Here is a 20,515-nt window from a genome sequence, read left to right on the forward strand (position 1 = left end):
AACAAAAAACGAACTGAAGGGGGAATTAATTAAAACACTCTCGCAAACTTTTCAACTTTTCTTTTTGTGCCAACACCTGTATAACATCTCCACTTTCTAAAACAGTACCTCCGCCAGGGACAAAATAATTACCATCACGGTAAATCACTACTACCAGGTTTCCTTTAAGTTCTGAGATTTCAACCAAAGCCTTTCCTTCTACCGCAGAGTTGTCGGGAACCCGAAGGTTTACAAGTTTCATGTCTAGTTTCTCAGGATAACTGAACTCCAACGGCGACTGAAGCTTTTGCTCTGAAGGCATATCAAGCTTAAACAGTTTGGCGGCGGCAGGCAAAGTCCAACCTTGCAGCAAACTTGAGGTTAAAACGATGAAGAAAACTACATTAAAAATCCAGCCAGCCTCAGGAATACCTGCCAATAAAGGGAAAGTAGCTAGAATAATTGGTACAGCCCCTCTCAGGCCAACCCACGAAATAAGCAGTTTTTCCTTTAATTTAAAATTGAAAAAAGCAAGTGAAAGAAAAACACCGGCAGGACGTGCCACAAAAATCAGGAACAATGAAATCATTATACCTAAACCTGTAACCTGTACTACTTGGCTTGGGTACACCAATAGTCCCAAAGTAAGGAACATGACAATTTGGCTCAGCCAAGCCAAGCCGTCAAAAAAACGGAAAAGACTTCTTTTAAAAACGATCTCGTTATTGCTCACAATTACACCGGCCACATAAACGGCCAAAAAGCCACTGCCTTGAAAGGTAGTGGTTAAAGCATAGGTAAAAACTGCAAAAGCGAGGGTAAAAACAGAGTAAAATCCTTCTACGGGAAACTTTAGTTTATTAATAAGAATGACTAAAACCTTTCCCGACACAGCACCTGCAAACAACCCTAAGCCCATTTGCAAAAAGAACAATGGTATCAACGACAATACCGAAGATGTTTCGGTGGTAATGAGCTGCAGAAAGCTGATGGTAAGAAATATAGCCATGGGGTCGTTACTCCCAGACTCTAGTTCCAACAGTGGGCCAGAATTACCCTTTAAATTTATATTCCTGGAGCTAAGTATAGAAAATACAGCAGCAGCATCTGTAGAAGAAATTACCGCCCCCACCAACATGCTGACCAAAAACGGCAAATCCAAAACCAGCCAAAGGAATAAACCTACAAAAAAAGTGGTGGCAAACACCCCTAAGGTGGCCAAACTGAGGGCAGGAAAAAGCACGGGTTTGACCACCGGCCATTTGGTATCTAAACCACCAGAAAAAAGTATCATGATCAAAGCCATAATACCTATAGACTGGGCAGCTTGTGCATCAGTAAAGGTTATACCGCCCAGACCTTCCTCTCCTGCCAACATTCCAACACCTAAAAAAAGCAGCAAAACTGGGACCCCAATATTATTTGTGACCTTGGCAATAACCACACTCAAAATTATGAGCAGGGAAATTGTCAATAAAAAAGTCTCCAATTGCGGCATAACTCAAAAAGAAAAAATCAGTTTAATTATTTAACAAACGATATCAATTAGCTTGAAACCATACCAAAAACTTAGTGTCTATGTTTTAATAACCCCAAATATTCAATGGGGTTTATCCATTCAAACAGTCGGGCTTTCAAGAACGATTTACACCTTACTGAACTAAGTTTACTTTTTCTTTGGTCTGAAAGCTTTTACAACTTCAGGTCTAGTCTCAATATAAGGCCCTTCGATTAAGTCTATACAATAAGGGATTGCTTCAAAAAGCTCATCCAAAGTTTCCTTAATAGCCTTTGGCTGTCCTGGCAAATTAACAATGAGCGATTTATTTCTTATCACCCCGACCTGACGGGAAAGAATAGCCGTGGGGACATATTTAAGGCTTATACCTCTCATACGTTCCCCAAAACCATCCAAAACCTTGTGAGCAACAGCCAAGGTAGCTTCCGGGGTTACATCTCTAGAAGCCGGCCCTGTACCTCCGGTAGTTAAAATCAAACAGCACTCCTTTTGATCTGACAAATCTATAAGGGTTTTCTCAATCATATCTTGCTCATCTGGCACAACCGTATAAAACTCTTTAAACTCTGTAACAAGTGCATTTTCTAACCATTGGCGAATGCCCGGCCCACCTAAATCTTCATATTCTTTATTATAAGCTCTGTCACTGACTGTAACGATTCCTATTCTTACCATATCTTCAAAAAACTAAACGATTAAGTATGTTTAATAAACTGTGAATTTTTCACAGAAGCTTTACTAAAGCTTACAAGAAGTCTTGCAAATTTAAAAATGTATTAGACAACAAAAGCAATTTAGGGAGGTATTTTATGATTTAACCTGGATTATGCATTAGGTTTCGTTATGAGGGGCAAAAAAACAAAAAATCAGCGTATTTGGTTTGCAAAGCATAGTGGCTCTAAGGTTAAAAACCAAATGCGAGCGAAGCGTCTGATTTGAAGTTGTTTTGCCACGTAATAGAAAGTTCTAATGCATATTTCAGGTTTAATATCGCTGATAGTGAAACTAGCTGGATTGAAATGCCTTTTAGAGATAAGGATTAGCAGCAATAAGTCCATAGCAAAATAGATGGTTTTAAGCTGCTATGCAACACTTTTCCTTTTTAACTAAGGAGATGGAACTGGGCTAAAAAAATCAGTAAAAGCACATAATAAGCAATACCCCGAAAGTATATAAAACTTATGTTTCCATCTGCGGCACTCAAAAAAATGTACGTACGGTATAAACGAACTGCCTTTACAAGGCTGATGGTAATTAAAACTTCATTCTTTAAAGTACGCTCCTGCTACTTCCAAGAGTCTTTCTTTGGTGAGTGGCTTCATTATAAAACCGTTTACTTTAAGGCTATCCATCCTTTCCTTATCGGCAGGTTCAGATGCCGCTGAAAGCATATAAATAACTACATCATGTTTATTCTCAAAGTCCAACCTATGAAACTCTTCAAGAAACTCAAAGCCGTCCATAACCGGCATATTTTGGTCTAACAGGATGATTTCAGGACATAGATTTGTACGGGCAATGCACTCGTCCAAGATAAAAGACAGCGCTTCTTTTCCATTTTTTGCCACCTTAATTTGATTTGCAATATTGAGCCCTTTCAACAAGCGCTCATTTAAAAAATTGTTTATCTCATCATCATCTACCAAAAGCAGGGTATTGATTTTGTCCATAGAGTTTCTCTAAATTATTGATATGAAAAATGTTTATCCAAAATCCCTTTTAGCTTATCTTCAGTCAATGGTTTGTTAATAAACCCAGCCACTGAAGCATCTTTTTTGATAATTTCCACATCCTTATCATTTGTAGATGTTGTAAGCATGATAATAACCGGATCTGAGGCACAAAGTTTTTCTTTCCTAAACTGATCCAAAAACTCAAAGCCGTTCATCACAGGCATATTGATATCCAGAAAAATCAAAGAAGGGCAATTTCCCCCTTTATTTTCACTTGAAAGATACTTTAAAGCCTCTGCCCCATTCAAAGAAATTTTCACATTGTCAGTAATGCGCAACTTCTTGATAAGTCGAGCATTAAGATAATTATTTATATTATCATCATCAACCAGCAGGACACTGTCCAACGTGTTCATACGATTGGGTTTAAATTTACTTTTATTTTTTTACCGGGTCGAAATAACAACAGATTCATTTCAATTTCAACAATTTTTCTTCACAATAATGTAAAGACATTGAATATGTCTTTCATAAACAATGCCTTTACTGGATATACAATGTTAATAACTTTAGTCTTCACCCCTAGGCCCAGCATCTGCATCAGGTCCTGGGCCTTCCGTTTCAGGATCCGCAGCTCCGGTTCTGTCTCTAGGAAACTCAGGCTCTTCTGGCGCCCCTGGCGTTGTAGTTGGTTCCAGTCTTTCAGGGCGTGGTCCTGTAGCACCAGTCCTACCAAAGCCGTGCCTTCTTTGCACACGGCCAGGCTCACGTGTAGCCCCTTCTGTACCTACAGCACCTAACCCTGCATGCCCTTCTTCAGTGACCGGCTCATGTTCAGGATCTCCCATTACAACCTCAGGTTGATCATCCTCTACAGCCGCACCTTGCTGCTGCTCTATTTGCTGATCTTGCTGTTGACCGGCATTACCATCGTTTCCCTCAGCACCATTGGGTTGCTGTGGTTCTTCCATACCGGGCGACTCTTGCTGCCCTTCCATCTCTTGTTGCCCATTCTCCATACCTGGATTTTCCTGCTCACCCCTTTCTCCAAAGGATGGGTCAGTCACTGTATCTACTCCATGCTCATGCTCATAAATTACAGTATCTTCCCCCGCAGGAACTCCTGGGTCAACAGTTCTTGGTGCCCCATATTCATCCCCCGGCGTCTCTCTATGTCTTTCGCCGCATGAGGAAAACAACAACCCTGCTACTCCTAATACCAAGAATACTCTCTTCATAATCCAATTCGCTTCAAATCCCCCTTAACTTAGAAACAAACAATAATCTATAATGTTTATTCGCCTCTGGACAATTTATTGGCAATCCTTACCAAAGAAAGCATTAAAGGAACTTCTATCAACATGCCTGTGACTGCCACTAAAGCAGCTCCGGAGTTTAACCCAAACAAAACTATGGAGACAGCTACCGAAAATTCGAAAAAATTGCTTGCCCCTATCATAGCTCCCGGAGCCCTAATCGAATGAGGCAAATCTAAAGCCTTGCCACATATCCATGTTAAAAAAAACATTGTATAAGCAAGTAGCACGATAGGTATAGCTATAAATAGTAAATGAAGCGGTTGATCAATGATAGACCTCCCTTGAAATACAAAAAGGACAAAAACAGTAGCCAATAAAGCTATGACTGAAACAGCCTTAAGTTTCTTAAGAAAAACCTCCCTAAACCAAACTTCCCCTTTTAGCTTACGCAATACCAGATTAGCTAAAAAACCTGCTGTTAAAGGCAAGGCTATAAAAAGCAAAACAGCGGTAAGCAGCTTAGGGAAATAAATGCTTACACCAGATATTCCCAACAAAAAACCAGCTACAGGCACATAAATTATTAAAAGAATGAAATCATTGACAGAAACCTGGGCAAGCGAATAAATCGGGTTGCCATTGGTCAAATATGTCCAGACAAACACCATAGCCGTACAAGGAGCTGCTCCCAAAACAATAGCCCCTGCCACATATTGCTGTGCTTGCGAAGAACTAAAAAAAGCCGCAAATACATTCTCAAAAAACAGCCAGGCAAAAACAGCCATAAAAAGTGGCTTTACCAACCAGCTAATCACTACCGCCAAACTAATTCCTCCAGGCATGTCTCCCGCTTTTTTTATTGAAGAAAAGTCTATCTGCACCATCCTGGGAAATATCATCAGCCAAACAAGCACAACTACCAGTATATTTAGGGACTGAAAGTTACCCTCAGCGAACGTTGCCACCCTATCTTCTGCAAAATAACCCACAGTTAGCCCTGCCACTATGCTCAATACCGCCCACCATATCAGGTTACCTTCAAAAAAACCTAGGTTCTTCTTAAGTCTCGACTCCCGTACTTCACTTACTATATTATCTGATAAACTCATATTTCTAGCCCTCAATCCTAAAGTCGCTCCGTTTCTAACTATTTTTCACACTTATTTTAGTTGATCAAATGTCCAATTCTTTCACCCCGAAACATTTTAAATCGCACAAAAATCACTAATACTAATTTTAATCAACATTTCAGGCATAGCCATATACAGAACCCGTGTCCTAAAAATTCGCCTTACTTATATATATCAACTTTTTTATAAGCAAAATGATTAAACTTTTTTTAATGTGAAAGCCCCCAAGAAGTCATTAAGAAAATGGACAAAAAGCTAAAAACAGTATCCTTATGCCGTAGAACAGCTTAACTGGAAACAATTAAAGTGGCTAAAAATGCTGTTTTTTGAATTTACCCTAACCAGCTTTATTTTCTGAGCTTAAGCCTGAGCATTTTGTTCGCAAACCCAATAACACTATCCAAACATAACGGTTCTCTATTAAAGAAAAACACAATTGCCAAATGTTTGGACTGTTTAAGGAGAAGGGGAAAAAGATAAAGTTTAAGACCAACATTAATTGTGGAGGTTGCATAAAAAAAGTGAAGCCTTTTCTTGACAAGGTCGACAATCTAAAGAAATGGGATGTCGATATTGCTGACAATGACAAAATTTTGACTGTACGCGGGGATGAGGTACAAGAAAAAGATGTTATTAAAGCGGTGGAAGAGGCGGGCTTTAAAATAGAGACAGTGAAATAAAAAGTGTTAACCATAAACAGATAAAAAAAATGCAAAACGGGTCATTAATAAACACCATTCTAGAATGTGCTCAGGCTTGTGAGCATTGTGCAACATCATGCCTGAAAGCAGAAGATGTTGCTGAAATGAGCAGATGTATCCAATTGGACAGAGACTGTGCAGATATTTGTTTTCAAGCAGCACGCTTGTTAAAAAGAAAGTCTGAAATAGCACTTCCTTATCTTCTGCTATGTGAGAAAATATGCCGTATGTGTGCTGAAGAATGCAAGAAGCACGAAAACGACCACTGTCAAACATGTGCAAAAAAATGCTTGGAGTGCGCAGATGCATGCCATCAGCATCATAAGCCGATAGAGCAAGACTAAACACAAAACCAGTTAGCGGGAAACTTTATAAAACTTCCCGCTAAAACTTTATACTTATGGGAATTTAGGGAACTTGGAAAAGTCTGGTTTTCTTTTTTCCAAAAAGGCGTTTTTCCCTTCTTTAGCTTCTTCAGAAAGATAGTACAAAAGAGTGGAATTGCCTGCCAACTCTTGAATACCTGCCTGCCCATCAAGTTCAGCATTGAAAGAAGACTTGAGCATACGTAGTGCAAGCGGACTTTTCTCCAATATCTTATTACACCACTCTATCGTAGTTTCTTCCAGTTTATCCAAAGGCACCACTTTGTTAACGAGTCCCATTTGCAAAGCATCTTGAGCGTCATATTGGTCACATAGAAACCAAATTTCCCTTGCTTTCTTCTGTCCTACTATCCGGGCCAAATAAGATGCACCAAAACCACCGTCGAAGCTGCCGACCTTAGGGCCAGTCTGACCAAAACGGGCGTTTTCTGCCGCTATTGTCAAGTCGCAAACAACATGTAATACATGGCCACCACCAATAGCCCATCCAGCCACCATGGCTATAACAGGCTTAGGCACCGAACGGATCAGCTTCTGTAAATCGAGCACGTTTAACCTAGGCACTTCATCTTGTCCTACATACCCACCATGTCCACGTACACTTTGGTCTCCACCACTACAAAAAGCTTTTCCACCTTCTCCTGTCAGGATAACAACGCCAATCTCAGGAGTGTCCCGAACTATATTCATGGCGTCTATCATCTCCTGTACAGTTTTAGGGGTAAATGCATTATGAACTTGAGGCCTATTTATGCTAATTTTAGCAATGCCCTCGTAAAAAGAAAATATGATTTCCTCATATTTTTTAATTTCCTTCCAAGAATATTTACTCTCCATAATTCAATTAAATAATAATCAAGAATATAATTTAAAAGTAATTTATAATGTGTTAAATATAATCCAACTATAAATACCAAACCTCAAAAACCTAGACAAAGCATAGATAAAAAATGACTTCACCGGGTAATTCAGTGCACCAGAAACCAAACTTATAGTCGCATATGGAATAGGTGTAAAAGATGCCATCACAATCACCCAACCACCCCACTTATAATAATAAGGTGCATATTTCTCCATAGTACCCCTGGCAAACTTTTGAAAATATAGATTCTTGTTAATGACCCTTCCGGCACCATAGTTCAAAACTGCTCCGCTAAATGAAAGCACCGATAAAAGTAAGACATAAGAAATAAACTTCAAGATGTTATCATCCAGAGACCAGACAATAAAAAACTCAGGCGGAATTATTCCAATAATAGTCTCTGAGGTAAAAAAAATTAAAAACATCAGCAAAGGCCTTGAGGTGAACGGTTCCAAATAGGTTTCCACCCCTTCGGGAGAGTATTTCCTGAAAAAAATCACCGCTGCAATTATTAAGGCAAACCCTAAAAGCCCTTTGACAAGATTTGTTAATAAAAATTTTTTAAATTGCGTATCTGACATAAGTACATGAGCCCTTATAGGGCATTTATCAGCATATTTGCTATAAGTAATCAGTTTTATTGCGTTAAACTAAAAATCTTATCAAATTTACTGCGAGTTTCTTAAAACTATGACCTCTACAGCCAAGAAAATTTTAAAGAATAATAAAATTAAAGTTACATCGACCAGGGTTATGGTACTCGATGAATTTTTGAAAGCATCAAAAGTGCTAACGCTACAGGAAATTTCGGGCAAACTTCCAGAAAACTTTGACAGGGTCACTTTGTACAGAACACTGAATACTTTTGAATCAGGAGGGATTATCCATAAAATACCAGACCACTCAGGACAAGTCAATTATGCACTTTGCAACCACGACTGCAACCACGAGCACCACAATGACGACCATGTGCACTTCAAATGCACTAACTGCAATACTACCTTGTGTTTAGACCAAGTCAAAGCCCCTGAAATTAAACTCAACGAGAACTTTAAGATATCAAGATATAATTATTTAGTAGAAGGAATTTGTGAAAAATGCAATAAATAGTTACTTGGAAAAGGCAGGTTTATAAGCGCCTCTGCTCTAAGTCAGCGACAACTTCATTAAGTTTTTCTTCACAAAGGGCTTCAGTCACTCCCCTTCCATTGCTCAAGCTCAAGAGAATACCATCATAGTTGCGCAAAGACAAAAGGTCGTGTGTGGAAAAAAGCACCGTCTTCCTTTTTTGCCTCACTTCGGCATATAAAATATCGAGGATTCTTTTTCTATAATAAACATCAAGATGTTGAGTGGGCTCATCTAACATTACAACAGGTGTATTTTGCATCAACAATTGCGCAATCCACACAAGTTGCTGCTCACCACCAGACAAGGCGTTAAAGTCTTTATTCTTCAAATGTTCAATACCTATAGAAGCAAGTATCTGCTCAGCATGAGCATAGTCCTGCTGGTCATAATTTTGAAAAAAGCTTTTATGGCAAAAACTCCCCATAACGACCAGTTCTTCCACAGGCATAGAAAAGTTGAGCGCATTTTGTTGAGAAAGAAATGCCATACTCTTCCTGAGCGATCGGGCAGAATAGTCTTTTAGGTTTTTTCCCAATAGGGTAACAGTTCCTTGAAAAGGAAGATTGCCAGCCAATGATTTTAACAGTGTAGATTTACCACACCCATTATGACCTGCAATTACTACAAAAGAAGGTTTTTCAATACGAAGATCAAAGTCCCTTAGCAATACATTGCCATTATAACCTGTATTAAGCTTTTCTGCAGAAAGTATTGCCAAGGGCTAGTTTTAATTAATATTCATCCTCATTGAAAAAGAAATCGTCCTTGGTAGGATAATCAGGCCAAATTTCCTCTATAGATTCATAAGGTTGTCCATCATCCTCCAATTCCTGCAGGTTTTCTACTACTTCCATAGGAGCCCCCGAACGAACTGAAAAATCTATCAATTCATCTTTTGTGGCAGGCCAAGGAGCATCTTCAAGATATGAAGCCAATTCTAATGTCCAGTACATAATATTTACTGTTTTTTTAAAGACGTGCAAAAATAAACTTTTTATTGACTTTTCAAACAGGTACCTGACCTATTTTACTTTACCAGAAAACGAATTATATATAAAAAAGTTTCCCAAGCATCATCAGAACGCTTTTTATTTTTCAGCTCCTGTATTTTTTCCATATTTGTACCTGTAACCAATCAAATTTCCTGATGAGCAACGAAACCATAATTTTTTCGATGGCGGGGGTAAGTAAAGTATTCCCTCCTAAAAAGCAAGTTTTAAAAAATATTTACCTCTCCTTTTTTTATGGAGCAAAAATAGGTGTACTTGGCCTAAACGGTTCTGGAAAGTCTACCTTATTAAAAATCATTGCAGGTATAGACAAAGACTATCAAGGCGAAGTCGCTTTCTCTTCCGGCTATACAGTTGGGCTTCTTGAACAAGAACCTCAGCTAGACCCTGAGAAAACAGTTAAAGAAATCGTTGAAGAAGGGGTGCAAGAAGTAATGGACCTTCTAAAGGAGTTTGAGGAAATCAACCTGAAATTTGCAGAACCTATGTCTGACGATGAGATGAACAAGCTTATTGAGAGACAAGGAACTGTACAGGAAAAACTCGACCACCTGAATGCTTGGGACATTGACAGCAAGCTGGAACGTGCCATGGACGCGCTAAGGTGCCCTCCGCAGGACGCTGTTATTAAAAACCTTTCCGGTGGAGAAAAAAGGCGTGTAGCAATGTGCAGGCTCCTCCTTAAAGAACCTGATGTATTGCTATTGGACGAACCTACCAACCACTTGGATGCAGAGTCTGTATTGTGGCTGGAACAACATCTACAGCAGTATAAGGGAACTGTAATTGCTGTTACCCACGACCGTTACTTCCTAGACAATGTGGCCGGGTGGATCCTAGAACTAGACAGAGGCGAGGGTATCCCATGGAAAGGGAATTACTCTTCTTGGTTAGAGCAAAAACAAAGTCGTCTAGCTCAGGAAGAAAAAACAGAATCTAAACGACAAAAAACCTTAGAAAGGGAGCTTGACTGGATCAGGATGTCCCCTAAAGCCAGACAGGCCAAGTCCAAAGCCCGTATCAGCTCTTATGAAAAACTATTAGGGGAAGAAGCTAAACAAAAGGAAGAAAAGCTGGAATTATTTATCCCACCGGGCAACAGGCTAGGTTCTAAAGTAATAGAGGCAAGAGATGTATCTAAGGCATTTGGAGACAGGATCTTGTTTGAAAACCTTAACTTTGCACTCCCTCAAGGTGGTATTGTCGGCATTATTGGCCCTAACGGCGCAGGAAAAACTACTCTTTTTAGGTTAATTACTGGCCAAGAAAAACCTGACACTGGCGAATTTGAAGTTGGGGAAACAGTAGAAATCGGTTATTTAGACCAGGAACACCATAGCTTAGATCCAGAAAAAACAGTTTATGAATTGATCTCTGATGGCAATGAACTCATAAACCTAGGTGGTCGTCAAGTAAATGCTAGGGCTTATGTCAGCAAATTTAATTTTGCAGGTTCTGACCAAGAAAAGAAAGTAGGCGTACTTTCCGGTGGAGAGAGAAATAGGGTACATTTGGCCATGACATTAAAAATGGGCGCTAACTTGCTCCTTCTGGATGAACCTACCAATGACTTGGACGTAAACACTCTGAGGGCACTGGAAGATGCGCTGGAAAACTTTGGTGGTTGCGCTGTCATTATTTCGCACGACAGGTGGTTCTTGGATAGGGTTGCTACACATATCCTTGCCTTTGAAGGTGACAGCCAAGTATATTGGTTTGAAGGAAACTTCTCTGACTACGAGGAAAACCGTAAAAAGCGACTTGGCAATGCTGAGCCGCAGAAGTTCAAGTACAAAAAACTTGTTAAATAGGGCCTGCTGAAAAAGTTAATTACCAAAAGGGTTCAGAGCCACATTCTGGACCCTTTTTTATAACTTCCAACTTTTTCTGTCAAAGGCAGGGAGATAGAAACCGTAGTACCTTTCCCCTTCTGGCTGTCCAGCATGATCTTGCCTCCACATTTCTTTACAAATTCTTCACATAAAAGCAGCCCTAAACCAGTCCCTTCTTCCCCGGCAGTCCCTTTCTTGCTTCTTTGATAACCAAGCTTAAACAGTTTGTCCATTGTTTTCCTATCCATTCCAACACCAGTATCAACTACCTTTAAAGTAACATGGTCTTTAGTTGTTTCGGCAGATATAGAAACTTCACCCCTAGAATTGGTATACTTTATGGCGTTGGTAATGGTATTTCTTAAAATGGTCTTCATCATATCGGGGTCAACAAATGCCATTGCCCCTCTAGGGACCTTATTGAGCATTTTAATGCCCTTTTGCCGCGCATTTCCTGCATAAATATTCAGGTTTTCAGCTGCTATATCATGCAAGTCGGCCATAACAGGCTTGGCTTTAAAGTCACCCAACTGCATTTTTGCCCAATCCAACAGACTAATAAGCAAGTTGTAGTTCTGCCTGGACGACGACTGCATCATTTGTACCAAATGCTTCCGTTCCCCATCACTTAAATCATCATTTTGCATAATATCACATAAAGCAATCAGGTTGTGAGCAGGCCCCCTGAGATCATGGCTGATGATTGAGAAAAACCGGTCTTTGTCCTTATTCAACCGCATAAGCTTCCTTTCATTGCGAATCCGGTGATTTAAGTCCCTAACAATAGTTCCTACTGCTATGATAGATATAAACAACGAAGCCATACTAGCAGATACAATGATGTATTCCCTCACCTGAAGGTTCAACTCTTTTTCAGCCTTTTCCGCTCTGATCATATCCTTCTGCATGCTAATGATTTCACTCTTTATTTCAGATATTTTCTCGGAATACTCTTTGTCATTAAAAGTTTTTAAAAACCAAGAGGCATCTTCAACGCCACCTTTATCTTGTATTTCAATAGCATAATCAAGCAAAAAAAGCCTTGCTTCTATCAGCTCATTCAAATCATCAAAACGGGAACTGTGTTTTTTATCATCAACGACCAGCAAACCATTTAATGAATCAATTTTATCATATAATTCACTTTTCAACCCATTATATTCTTCAATATACCTTTTGTCAGAAGTAAGCAGATAGTTTTTGACATCTGTTTCACTGCGTGTCAGGGCTAATTCCAGGTTCTCTAGCGCATGTATTAATTTAAATACATTCTCCTCATTATGCAGCTTGTTGTACTTATGATTAGTAAGGAGCAGGGTAAACAAAACGATAACCACCAGATTAACAATAGATAACCCGTAGGTAAAAACGATTTTATGCCTGGATAGAAGTTTCATAGGGTGTTTGTATACCTTTTACTTAAATACACCGACACTTATATTATGTTTAATAAATTCAAAACTTCTTTACTTTAGTAAACATTTCCTAATAAAACATTAACGCCCAGCCCCTGTTTTCCTAAAAAACAAAACAGAAAAAACATGAACGTAAAAAACCTTAATGACCTGTTAGTAGATTTTGTAAAAGACCTTTACAGTGCAGAGACTCAGTTAGAAAAAGCCCTGCCCAAAATGGCTAACAAAGTAAACAACGAGGAGCTTAAAAAAAGCTTTAAACACCACCTAGACCAAACGAAACAACAAAAAGAGCGCTTGGAAACAATTGCAAAAAAAATGGGGATTTCTCCTAAAGGAAAAAGTTGTGCTGCCATGGAAGGGCTGGTTCATGAAGCAGAAGAAATGTTTGAAGAAATAAAAGATCCAGACACCCTGGACGCTGGGTTAATAGGAGCAGCACAGAAAGTAGAACATTATGAGATAGCAAGCTATGGCACTGCAAAAACATTTGCAAAAATCTTGGGCGAAAATGAGGTAGCAAACCTTTTGAACGAAACGCTTGAAGAAGAAAAAGAAACTGACATGAAATTGACACAGATAGCCGAAAAAGTTGTCAATGTAAAAGCAACAGCATAAAAATACAAGAATATTAAAAAAAGCCCTGTTTGCCAGGGCTTTTTTTAACACTATTAACATACCATATTTAATTACCTAATCATGTATTAAAATTGTGAACAAGTGGCTATTTACTCGCTTACCACACACCAGAAGCCCAATTAATCGTTTCATAAAAACTGATTTATATCATCATTTAAGTGTATGCAAGCCAATATATAGAAGTGCCAAATGGATATTCCGTCTTAAAATAACTGGCTTTTTTTTGACAGAAACTAAATTTTAATATTTTTGTACAACAGTCGATTCATTTCCATTTTTAATCAAAAGATATGAGTGTATTAGTAAATAAGAATTCCAAGATCGTAGTTCAGGGATTTACAGGTTCTGAAGGCTCTTTTCATGCTAGCCAGATGATAGAATACGGAACCAATGTAGTAGGTGGGGTTACTCCAGGCAAAGGGGGCACTACTCATCTTGACAAGCCTGTCTTCAATACAGTAGAAGATGCTGTCAAAACAACCGGAGCTGACGTTTCTATAATTTTTGTACCACCAGCATTTGCTGCTGATGCGATCATGGAAGCTGCTGATGCAGGAATTAAAGTAATCATCTGTATTACCGAAGGAATTCCTGTTAAAGATATGATATATGCTAAAGAATATATCAAGAACAAAAGTGTAACGCTTGTTGGCCCTAACTGTCCTGGTGTTATCACTCCAGAAGAGGCAAAAGTTGGCATCATGCCAGGCTTTGTATTCAAAAAAGGCAGAATAGGAATTGTATCTAAGTCTGGTACGTTAACTTACGAAGCTGCTGACCAGATTGTAAAAGCAGGTCTTGGAATCTCTACAGCCATAGGTATAGGAGGAGACCCTATCATTGGTACGTCTACAAAAGAAGCCGTTAAGCTTCTAATGGAAGATGATGAAACTGATGCTATTGTTATGATTGGAGAAATTGGCGGTAGCTATGAAGCAGAAGCTGCTAAATGGATCCAAGAAAACGGCAACAAAAAGCCAGTAGTAGGCTTTATTGCAGGGCAGACCGCGCCTGCTGGTAGAAGAATGGGGCATGCCGGTGCTATTGTTGGTGGAGCTGACGATACCGCCGCTGCTAAAATGAAGATCATGCGCGAATGTGGCCTTTCAGTAGCAGAGTCTCCTGCCGAAATTGGAGATGTTATGGTAAAGGCGTTAAAGCAAAAAGAATTAGCTTAACAAAACATAATCTCAAGTAAAAAAAGCTGCTTTTTAATATAGAAGCAGCTTTTTTTTATACACAATCATTCACTCAAAGCAATTCAGGTAAAAGCTACTTTACCCGGTATAACCTAAATAGCTGATCTCTACCAAGCGGTTTTCCGAAAACAAAAACTTGTAGACTGCATTATATTCCAAATCACCTATTTCCACCACCTCCTCTTCCAGTACCCTATCATCATCAATGATTCGGGCAAACTCTTCTTTGGTCATACCCACACGAATACCTCCCAAAAGCTCAATTTCTTTATCTTTTATAACAGCTGCAGAAAGAAATATAGCGGGAGACTCGTTTAAATAACCATCAACAAAAAAAAGTTCGGTATCATTAACTTCGATCTTATAATAGACTATGGTATCGTTAAAAAGATTTTCGAAAAGGGTATCTATAACAAAACTTTGATGAGACAGGTGCTGGGAAAAATTCTTGAGAATGGGGCTAAAACCAAATGGCTTGGAAACAAAGTCTTCTTTAACGAGGTAGAGTGGGCTATCTATGTCATCATCGGAGGCTAGGTGGGCAGTTGGGCTAGACTTACTACTTCGCTCCTCATGATTATGATCCTCTTGAACTTTATCTATATCAACATCTTCCCTTTGACATGCAAAAATAAAGATCAGCACCAAACCTTTACATACAAAACTTGATTTCATACAGAACCTCCTTATTTAGCCCGGTTCACGAACAAAGGTTCATTTGAGTGGCAGAAGAAAACAAATACGAGCTAGACACTTAACTTGAAGCACTTTGTCTTCGACTCCTTAGCTGATCAAAATAACTTCATACCACTAAAAGAAGTTTATTGCATACTCCGGGTTTAGTTGAACCTGAAATATGCATTAGAACTTTCTATTGCGTGGCAAAATAACTTCAAATCAGACGCTTCGCTCGCATTTGGTTTTTAACCATAGAACCAACTATGCTTTGCAAACCAAATACGCTGATTTTTTGCTCTTTTGCCCCTCATAACGAAATCTAATGCATAGTCCAGGTTGCACGAATGCCCAAAACAAAAACAGGCTTTCCATAGTATACGGAAAGCCTGCCCTAAGAGATCGTAATATTTAAAATTATTTTGCAAAATTCACCGAACGCATTTCTCGGATTACTGTCACTTTTATTTGACCAGGGTATTGCATATCGTTTTCAATTTTCCGACTTATTTCAAAAGAAAGAATGCCAGCCCTATCATCAGATACATTTTCAGCATCTACCATTACCCTCAACTCACGGCCAGCTTGTATGGCATAACACTTTGTTACCCCTTCAAAAGACATGGCCAGCTCTTCTAGCTCTTTAAGACGTTTAATATAAGACTCCATTACCTCACGTCGTGCGCCAGGTCTGGAACCAGAAATAGCGTCACACACCTGAACGAGAGGAGATATCAGGGTTGTCATCTCTATTTCATCATGGTGGGCACCAATGGCATTACAAACCTGCGGAGATTCTTTATATTTTTTGGCGAGTTCCATACCAATGATGGCGTGCGGCAATTCAGGCTCATCAACAGAAACCTTACCAATATCATGTAAAAGGCCAGCACGTTTAGCAAGCTTGGCATTAAGCCCAAGTTCAGAGGCCATAGTGGCACACATTTTAGCAACTTCCCTAGAGTGCTGAAGCAGGTTTTGACCGTAAGAAGACCTAAAACGCATTCTACCAACATACTTGATCAGTTCAGGGTGTAATCCATGAATACCAAGGTCAATGACTGTTCTCTCCCCTATTTCAATGATTTCCTCTTCTACGTTTTTAAAAGTTTTAGCAACTACCTCTTCAATTCTTGCAGGGTGGATTCTTCCATCCATTACCAAACGGTGCAAGGCCAACTTTGCCACTTCACGCCTTACCGGGTCAAACCCTGAAATGATAATTGCTTCTGGCGTATCATCTACAATAATTTCGACACCAGTAGCTGCTTCAAGCGCCCTAATGTTCCTTCCCTCCCGGCCTATTATCTTACCTTTGATATCGTCACTTTCAATATTAAAGACGGAAACACAATTCTCTACGGCATGTTCTGTAGCGGTACGCTGAATGGTTTCTATTACCACCTTCTTAGCTTCTTTTGTCGCTGTCAACTTCGCTTCGTCCACTATATCTTTGACATAAGACGAGGCCTTAGTTTTAGCTTCATCTTTCAAAGCTTCTACCAATTGCTCTTTGGCTTCATCGGCAGTGAGGTTTGCCAACTTCTCCAGCTTAGCAACAGCCTGTAACCTTAACTTTTCCAGCTCATCTTTTCTTTTGTTAACAATCTCCATTTGAGCATTCAGGTTTTCCTTCATGCTGTCCAGCTCAGCTTCTTTACGTTGGTTCTGTTCGGCAGCCCTGGAAAGGTTAGCATCCTTTTGCTTAAGCTTCTGCTCATTTTGGATGATAATGTTCTTTTTCTTGTTAACCTCTTCTTCAAAATCAGATTTTAGCCGCAAATACTTCTCTTTAGCCTCCAGAATTTTGTCTTTCTTGACGCTTTCCGCCTGCAGTTCTGCCTCTCTCACGATCATTTTCGCTTTTTCCCTCGCATCCTCTTCCTGTTTTGAAAAAACTTTGGCCAGTAACATGCGTCCGATTACCACACCTATAGCCAGTCCAATAATCGCCGCAACGATTAAATAAATTATATCCACAATTCTACTACGTTAAAATTAAAAGTTTACAACATTAATCTAGTAGACTAACGAATGTACAGACAAAAAAATGAATAAGGTGCCAAAAAATTAATCGGAGCCGAGATTGTCAGATATCAGCTTGTCGAGTTGGTCAATTTTAGAGAAAATAAAACCAGTTGTTCCAGTTTCTTCAGCTTCTTTTTTCATTTTCTCCACTAAAAACTGAAATGCAACCATGGCTAAAAGATCTTGCTTATCATTTATGCCAAATTGGTCTTTATATTTTTTCAAATTTTCATTTATTACCTTCCCTGCCAGCCTGATTCTTTCTTCTTCAGCTGGAGCTACCCTCATAGGGTATTCTCTGTCTCCGATCTTTATCTTTATAGATAGTTCCTCCATAGGGGACTACTTGTACTTATTCACTTAAATGAGCTATACATTTATCAATCTCTTTGATATACTCATTCAATGTATTTTTTAACTCAGTTGTTTTCTGAGGGTCATCCTTTACAGATGACACAATTTTACTAATTTTATCTTGATTATTAAAATTTCTTACCTGTTCATTCAGACTTTCCACCTCATTTTTTAACAGTTTATTTTCTTCCACAGCAGATTTCAGCGCTCCTTTAAGGTTGTTATAATCCCTTAAAAGAATCCTTACTTTCTGCTCCAACTGGTTTAACCTTTCTATGGTGGCTTTTTTGTCCATTTTTATTTCCGAATCACCGCTCCCAGTTCTTTCTCAAAAGCTGTCATTAGGCGGTTCATAGTTTTGTCAATTACTTTATCGGTTAACGTTTTCTCAAGGTCTTGAAGAATGAAACTTACAGAATAAGACTTTTTGCCCTCTCCCAAGTTTTCACCTTCATAAACGTCAAAAACATTCACATTAGTCAATAGTTTTCGCTCTATTTTTTTTGCCAATGTTTCAATTTGCTCAAAAGTAACCGTTGTATCAAGCACCAACGATAAATCTCTACGCACTTCAGGAAACCTGCTTATCTCCTGATATACCAAATCTTTTCCTGAATAATTTAAAAGCCCATCAAAATCAATGTCTGCATAATAAACAGGCTGACTTATGTCCATTTTTTTAAGCAGATCATTGCTCACTTTGCCTAAGCTTACCACTTCCTTATCTTTCAAATAAAACGAAACTCCTTCACTGAAGATTCCTTGTTGGGGCGTTCCCGAAGAAAGATTTTCCAAGCCTGCTTTAGAAAGTAACATATCGACAATTTGCTTTAAGCCATAATAATCAATAGAACCTTTTGGGGCAGTCCAACTTTCATGGGTTTTATTACCTGTTAAAAATAGGGCCAGTCGGTTATGTTCCTTATAACTTTCTCCGTCTTTCTGGTATATTTTACCCAGTTCAAATAATTTAAGGTCTTTTTGTCTACGGTTAATGTTCCAAGCAATAACTTCAAGACCGGAAAACAGCAAACGCTGTCTCATCACTCCAAGGTCTTCGCTCAATTTATTCAAAATACTCACAGAAGTCTCTGCCTCTTTTAACCATTCGGCATAAGCTGGTTTGGTAAGAGAGTTTGTAACTATCTCATTAAAGCCATTTCCTGTCAAAATCGTAGAAAGCCCAGCATAAAGCTTTTCTTTATCTTTTTCTGGAAAATCTGCAATATAAGCTGCGCTAAGCCTGTCTACAGCCTCAACTTTATCAAATCCATATATACGGATAACCTCTTCTATAATATCAGCTTCACGTTTTACATCTACCCTATAAGGGGGTACTTTTAAGGATAGCTTACCGTCTTCTTCCTTTTGAATGTCTATATCAAGATTAGCCAGTATCTCTTTGATTTCACTGGCAGGGATATCCACCCCAATCAGGTCACATATTCTGCTATAGCTAGTTTTTACATCAGCATCAGCCACCGGGCTTGGATACAAGTCTGTCAGATCAGAAGCGATCTGCCCACCGGCAACCTCCAGTATTAAAGAAGCCGCTTTTTTCAAAGCGTCGACTACCATACGAGGATCTGTACCACGCTCAAACCGGAAAGAAGCATCTGTCTTCAGCCCGTGCACCATACTGGTTTTACGGACATAATCAGGAGAGAAGCAAGCACTTTCAATAAATACCGATGTAGTCTCCGAAGTCACTCCAGAATCAGCACCACCAAATACACCGGCAATGCACATAGGCGCTTCTTCATTGCAGATCATAAGGTCTGTCGCCTTTAGCTTTCTTTCAACGCCATCTAAAGTGACAAAAGGAGTGCCTTCTGCAACAGTTTTAATAAGTACCTTTTTGCCTTTAACTTCCTCCAAGTCAAATGCATGCAAAGGCTGCCCCAGTCCATGGAGGATGTAATTTGTAACATCTACCACATTGTTGATAGGTGCAAGCCCAATGGCTCTGAGCTTATTCTTTAGCCATTCTGGAGAGTCTTTGACAGTAATTCCTGTAATAGAAATACCAGCATAACGGACGCAACCAGATTGTTCTTCAATAGCAATATGCGTCTGCCCCTGATCTGATTTCTTTTCAGGCAAGGTAATTTCTTCGTGGGCTTTTTTAAGCGACCTTTTTAGCAATGCTTTTAAATCGCGGGAAACGCCAAAGTGAGAGGCTGCATCAGCCCTGTTGGGAGTAAGGCCAATTTCAAAAATCACATCCTTATAAACATCAAAATAATCTGCTGCCGGAGTGCCTGGTTTTAAATCAGTCTTCAACACCATGATACCGTCATGTGACTGCCCCAAACCCAATTCATCTTCTGCGCATATCATACCTTCTGACACTTCTCCCCTTATTTTTGACTTCTTAATAGGGAAAGCCTCCCCTTCTGCTGTATATAATGTAGCCCCTATAGTCGCCACAGCCACTTTTTGTCCTGCAGCCACGTTGGGTGCCCCACAAACAACATTGATAGGCGCATCCAAACCAACATCTACCGTAGTTTTCTTCAAGCGGTCTGCATTAGGGTGCTGTTCACACGTAAGCACCTCTCCAATAACCACCCCTTCAAGCCCCCCTTTCAGGGACTCAAACTTTTCTATCTTTTCAACTTCCAGACCTGAATGAGTAAGTAATTCTGCTACAGTTTCAGGAGATTCTTGTATATCTATAAATTCTTTTAACCAGTTAAACGAGATTTTCATATTACCGCAGT

Annotated in this window: 22 protein-coding genes; 6 read left to right on the forward strand and 16 right to left on the reverse strand. The window is 39.3% G+C overall.

Annotated elements, in window-relative coordinates; all coding sequences use genetic code 11:
• Window positions 1-25: 25 nt before the first annotated feature.
• The 6 genes from RCC89_17835 to arsB all read right to left on the reverse strand — a co-directional run bounded on the left by RCC89_17835 (window position 26) and on the right by arsB (window position 5,539).
• The gene (locus RCC89_17835; protein ID WMJ75009.1) at window positions 26-1,477 is read right to left on the reverse strand and encodes a potassium/proton antiporter; all 1,452 of its coding nucleotides are present in this window, start codon (window positions 1,475-1,477) and stop codon (window positions 26-28) included.
• Window positions 1,478-1,645: 168 nt separating this feature from the next.
• A complete protein-coding gene (mog, locus tag RCC89_17840) occupies window positions 1,646-2,173 on the reverse strand; it encodes a molybdopterin adenylyltransferase (GenBank protein WMJ75010.1) in 528 nt (175 codons plus the stop codon).
• Window positions 2,174-2,760: 587 nt separating this feature from the next.
• On the reverse strand, window positions 2,761-3,168 hold the full coding sequence (locus RCC89_17845; protein ID WMJ75011.1) for a response regulator: 408 nt from the start codon (window positions 3,166-3,168) through the stop codon (window positions 2,761-2,763).
• A 14-nt stretch (window positions 3,169-3,182) separates the two neighbouring features.
• Complete coding sequence (locus RCC89_17850) at window positions 3,183-3,587, reverse strand: response regulator (GenBank protein WMJ75012.1); 405 nt, start codon at window positions 3,585-3,587, stop codon at window positions 3,183-3,185.
• A gap of 153 nt (window positions 3,588-3,740) precedes the next feature.
• Window positions 3,741-4,409 carry a hypothetical protein gene (locus RCC89_17855; GenBank protein ID WMJ75013.1) on the reverse strand — a complete coding sequence of 223 codons (669 nt, stop codon included), beginning with the start codon at window positions 4,407-4,409 and terminating at the stop codon, window positions 3,741-3,743.
• A 56-nt stretch (window positions 4,410-4,465) separates the two neighbouring features.
• Complete coding sequence (gene arsB / locus RCC89_17860) at window positions 4,466-5,539, reverse strand: ACR3 family arsenite efflux transporter (GenBank protein ID WMJ75014.1); 1,074 nt, start codon at window positions 5,537-5,539, stop codon at window positions 4,466-4,468.
• Between the two features lie 464 nt (window positions 5,540-6,003).
• On the opposite strand from arsB, the gene RCC89_17865 reads away from it, so the two are divergent.
• Window positions 6,004-6,240 carry a heavy-metal-associated domain-containing protein gene (locus tag RCC89_17865; protein WMJ75015.1) on the forward strand — a complete coding sequence of 79 codons (237 nt, stop codon included), beginning with the start codon at window positions 6,004-6,006 and terminating at the stop codon, window positions 6,238-6,240.
• Between the two features lie 29 nt (window positions 6,241-6,269).
• Complete coding sequence (locus RCC89_17870; protein ID WMJ75016.1) at window positions 6,270-6,605, forward strand: four-helix bundle copper-binding protein; 336 nt, start codon at window positions 6,270-6,272, stop codon at window positions 6,603-6,605.
• Between the two features lie 54 nt (window positions 6,606-6,659).
• Here RCC89_17870 and menB read toward each other — a convergent pair whose 3' ends face one another.
• Together menB and RCC89_17880 are read right to left on the reverse strand one after the other, a co-directional pair.
• Window positions 6,660-7,484, reverse strand: coding sequence for a 1,4-dihydroxy-2-naphthoyl-CoA synthase (gene menB / locus RCC89_17875; protein WMJ75017.1), 825 nt, complete (start codon window positions 7,482-7,484; stop codon window positions 6,660-6,662).
• A gap of 42 nt (window positions 7,485-7,526) precedes the next feature.
• Window positions 7,527-8,090, reverse strand: a complete 564-nt coding sequence (locus RCC89_17880; GenBank protein ID WMJ75018.1) for a VTT domain-containing protein — start codon at window positions 8,088-8,090, stop codon at window positions 7,527-7,529.
• A gap of 109 nt (window positions 8,091-8,199) precedes the next feature.
• Here RCC89_17880 and RCC89_17885 point away from each other — a divergent pair, with 109 nt between their 5' ends.
• Complete coding sequence (locus RCC89_17885) at window positions 8,200-8,619, forward strand: transcriptional repressor (protein ID WMJ75019.1); 420 nt, start codon at window positions 8,200-8,202, stop codon at window positions 8,617-8,619.
• A gap of 19 nt (window positions 8,620-8,638) precedes the next feature.
• Here the strand turns inward: RCC89_17885 and RCC89_17890 are convergent, their stop codons facing one another.
• Window positions 8,639-9,358 (reverse strand): ABC transporter ATP-binding protein, encoded by a 720-nt coding sequence (locus tag RCC89_17890; GenBank protein ID WMJ75020.1) that lies wholly within the window; start codon window positions 9,356-9,358, stop codon window positions 8,639-8,641.
• 13 nt (window positions 9,359-9,371) lie between these two features.
• Window positions 9,372-9,593, reverse strand: coding sequence for a DUF2795 domain-containing protein (locus tag RCC89_17895; protein WMJ75021.1), 222 nt, complete (start codon window positions 9,591-9,593; stop codon window positions 9,372-9,374).
• 194 nt (window positions 9,594-9,787) lie between these two features.
• Here RCC89_17895 and ettA point away from each other — a divergent pair, with 194 nt between their 5' ends.
• Window positions 9,788-11,461: an energy-dependent translational throttle protein EttA gene (gene ettA / locus RCC89_17900; protein WMJ75022.1), complete on the forward strand. Its 1,674-nt coding sequence runs from the start codon at window positions 9,788-9,790 to the stop codon at window positions 11,459-11,461.
• 32 nt (window positions 11,462-11,493) lie between these two features.
• Here ettA and RCC89_17905 read toward each other — a convergent pair whose 3' ends face one another.
• The gene (locus RCC89_17905; protein WMJ75023.1) at window positions 11,494-12,879 is read right to left on the reverse strand and encodes an ATP-binding protein; all 1,386 of its coding nucleotides are present in this window, start codon (window positions 12,877-12,879) and stop codon (window positions 11,494-11,496) included.
• Between the two features lie 144 nt (window positions 12,880-13,023).
• On the opposite strand from RCC89_17905, the gene RCC89_17910 reads away from it, so the two are divergent.
• Both RCC89_17910 and sucD read left to right on the forward strand, forming a co-directional pair.
• A complete protein-coding gene (locus tag RCC89_17910; GenBank protein ID WMJ75024.1) occupies window positions 13,024-13,515 on the forward strand; it encodes a ferritin-like domain-containing protein in 492 nt (163 codons plus the stop codon).
• A 311-nt stretch (window positions 13,516-13,826) separates the two neighbouring features.
• Window positions 13,827-14,714 (forward strand): succinate--CoA ligase subunit alpha, encoded by an 888-nt coding sequence (gene sucD / locus RCC89_17915; protein ID WMJ75025.1) that lies wholly within the window; start codon window positions 13,827-13,829, stop codon window positions 14,712-14,714.
• Between the two features lie 99 nt (window positions 14,715-14,813).
• On the opposite strand, the gene RCC89_17920 is transcribed toward sucD, so the two are convergent.
• The 5 genes from RCC89_17920 to pheT form a co-directional block, all read right to left on the reverse strand.
• On the reverse strand, window positions 14,814-15,410 hold the full coding sequence (locus RCC89_17920; protein WMJ75026.1) for a hypothetical protein: 597 nt from the start codon (window positions 15,408-15,410) through the stop codon (window positions 14,814-14,816).
• A 417-nt stretch (window positions 15,411-15,827) separates the two neighbouring features.
• Entirely contained in the window at window positions 15,828-17,393 is a 1,566-nt protein-coding gene (gene rny, locus RCC89_17925) for a ribonuclease Y (protein WMJ75669.1), read from the reverse strand.
• An 87-nt stretch (window positions 17,394-17,480) separates the two neighbouring features.
• On the reverse strand, window positions 17,481-17,774 hold the full coding sequence (locus tag RCC89_17930) for a cell division protein ZapA (protein WMJ75027.1): 294 nt from the start codon (window positions 17,772-17,774) through the stop codon (window positions 17,481-17,483).
• Window positions 17,775-17,790: 16 nt separating this feature from the next.
• A complete protein-coding gene (locus RCC89_17935; GenBank protein WMJ75028.1) occupies window positions 17,791-18,087 on the reverse strand; it encodes a hypothetical protein in 297 nt (98 codons plus the stop codon).
• 2 nt (window positions 18,088-18,089) lie between these two features.
• Window positions 18,090-20,504 carry a phenylalanine--tRNA ligase subunit beta gene (gene pheT, locus RCC89_17940; protein ID WMJ75029.1) on the reverse strand — a complete coding sequence of 805 codons (2,415 nt, stop codon included), beginning with the start codon at window positions 20,502-20,504 and terminating at the stop codon, window positions 18,090-18,092.
• Between the last annotated feature and the right edge of the window lie 11 nt (window positions 20,505-20,515).

This window comes from Cytophagaceae bacterium ABcell3 (assembly GCA_030913385.1).
Taxonomy (GTDB): domain Bacteria; phylum Bacteroidota; class Bacteroidia; order Cytophagales; family Cytophagaceae; genus ABcell3.

Excerpts from the sequence above, each read along its gene's own strand:
- RCC89_17935 (WMJ75028.1), bottom strand. The coding sequence starts at position 18,087 with ATGGACAAAAAAGCCACCATAGAAAGGTTAAACCAGTTGGAGCAGAAA.
- RCC89_17835 (WMJ75009.1), bottom strand. The coding sequence starts at position 1,477 with ATGCCGCAATTGGAGACTTTTTTATTGACAATTTCCCTGCTCATAATT.
- RCC89_17850 (WMJ75012.1), bottom strand. The coding sequence starts at position 3,587 with ATGAACACGTTGGACAGTGTCCTGCTGGTTGATGATGATAATATAAAT.
- RCC89_17910 (WMJ75024.1), top strand. The coding sequence starts at position 13,024 with ATGAACGTAAAAAACCTTAATGACCTGTTAGTAGATTTTGTAAAAGAC.
- menB (WMJ75017.1), bottom strand. The coding sequence starts at position 7,484 with ATGGAGAGTAAATATTCTTGGAAGGAAATTAAAAAATATGAGGAAATC.
- RCC89_17845 (WMJ75011.1), bottom strand. The coding sequence starts at position 3,168 with ATGGACAAAATCAATACCCTGCTTTTGGTAGATGATGATGAGATAAAC.
- RCC89_17930 (WMJ75027.1), bottom strand. The coding sequence starts at position 17,774 with ATGGAGGAACTATCTATAAAGATAAAGATCGGAGACAGAGAATACCCT.
- RCC89_17855 (WMJ75013.1), bottom strand. The coding sequence starts at position 4,409 with ATGAAGAGAGTATTCTTGGTATTAGGAGTAGCAGGGTTGTTGTTTTCC.
- RCC89_17870 (WMJ75016.1), top strand. The coding sequence starts at position 6,270 with ATGCAAAACGGGTCATTAATAAACACCATTCTAGAATGTGCTCAGGCT.
- RCC89_17865 (WMJ75015.1), top strand. The coding sequence starts at position 6,004 with ATGTTTGGACTGTTTAAGGAGAAGGGGAAAAAGATAAAGTTTAAGACC.
- pheT (WMJ75029.1), bottom strand. The coding sequence starts at position 20,504 with ATGAAAATCTCGTTTAACTGGTTAAAAGAATTTATAGATATACAAGAA.
- arsB (WMJ75014.1), bottom strand. The coding sequence starts at position 5,539 with ATGAGTTTATCAGATAATATAGTAAGTGAAGTACGGGAGTCGAGACTT.
- ettA (WMJ75022.1), top strand. The coding sequence starts at position 9,788 with ATGAGCAACGAAACCATAATTTTTTCGATGGCGGGGGTAAGTAAAGTA.
- mog (WMJ75010.1), bottom strand. The coding sequence starts at position 2,173 with ATGGTAAGAATAGGAATCGTTACAGTCAGTGACAGAGCTTATAATAAA.
- RCC89_17905 (WMJ75023.1), bottom strand. The coding sequence starts at position 12,879 with ATGAAACTTCTATCCAGGCATAAAATCGTTTTTACCTACGGGTTATCT.
- RCC89_17895 (WMJ75021.1), bottom strand. The coding sequence starts at position 9,593 with ATGTACTGGACATTAGAATTGGCTTCATATCTTGAAGATGCTCCTTGG.
- RCC89_17885 (WMJ75019.1), top strand. The coding sequence starts at position 8,200 with ATGACCTCTACAGCCAAGAAAATTTTAAAGAATAATAAAATTAAAGTT.
- RCC89_17920 (WMJ75026.1), bottom strand. The coding sequence starts at position 15,410 with ATGAAATCAAGTTTTGTATGTAAAGGTTTGGTGCTGATCTTTATTTTT.
- RCC89_17880 (WMJ75018.1), bottom strand. The coding sequence starts at position 8,090 with ATGTCAGATACGCAATTTAAAAAATTTTTATTAACAAATCTTGTCAAA.
- sucD (WMJ75025.1), top strand. The coding sequence starts at position 13,827 with ATGAGTGTATTAGTAAATAAGAATTCCAAGATCGTAGTTCAGGGATTT.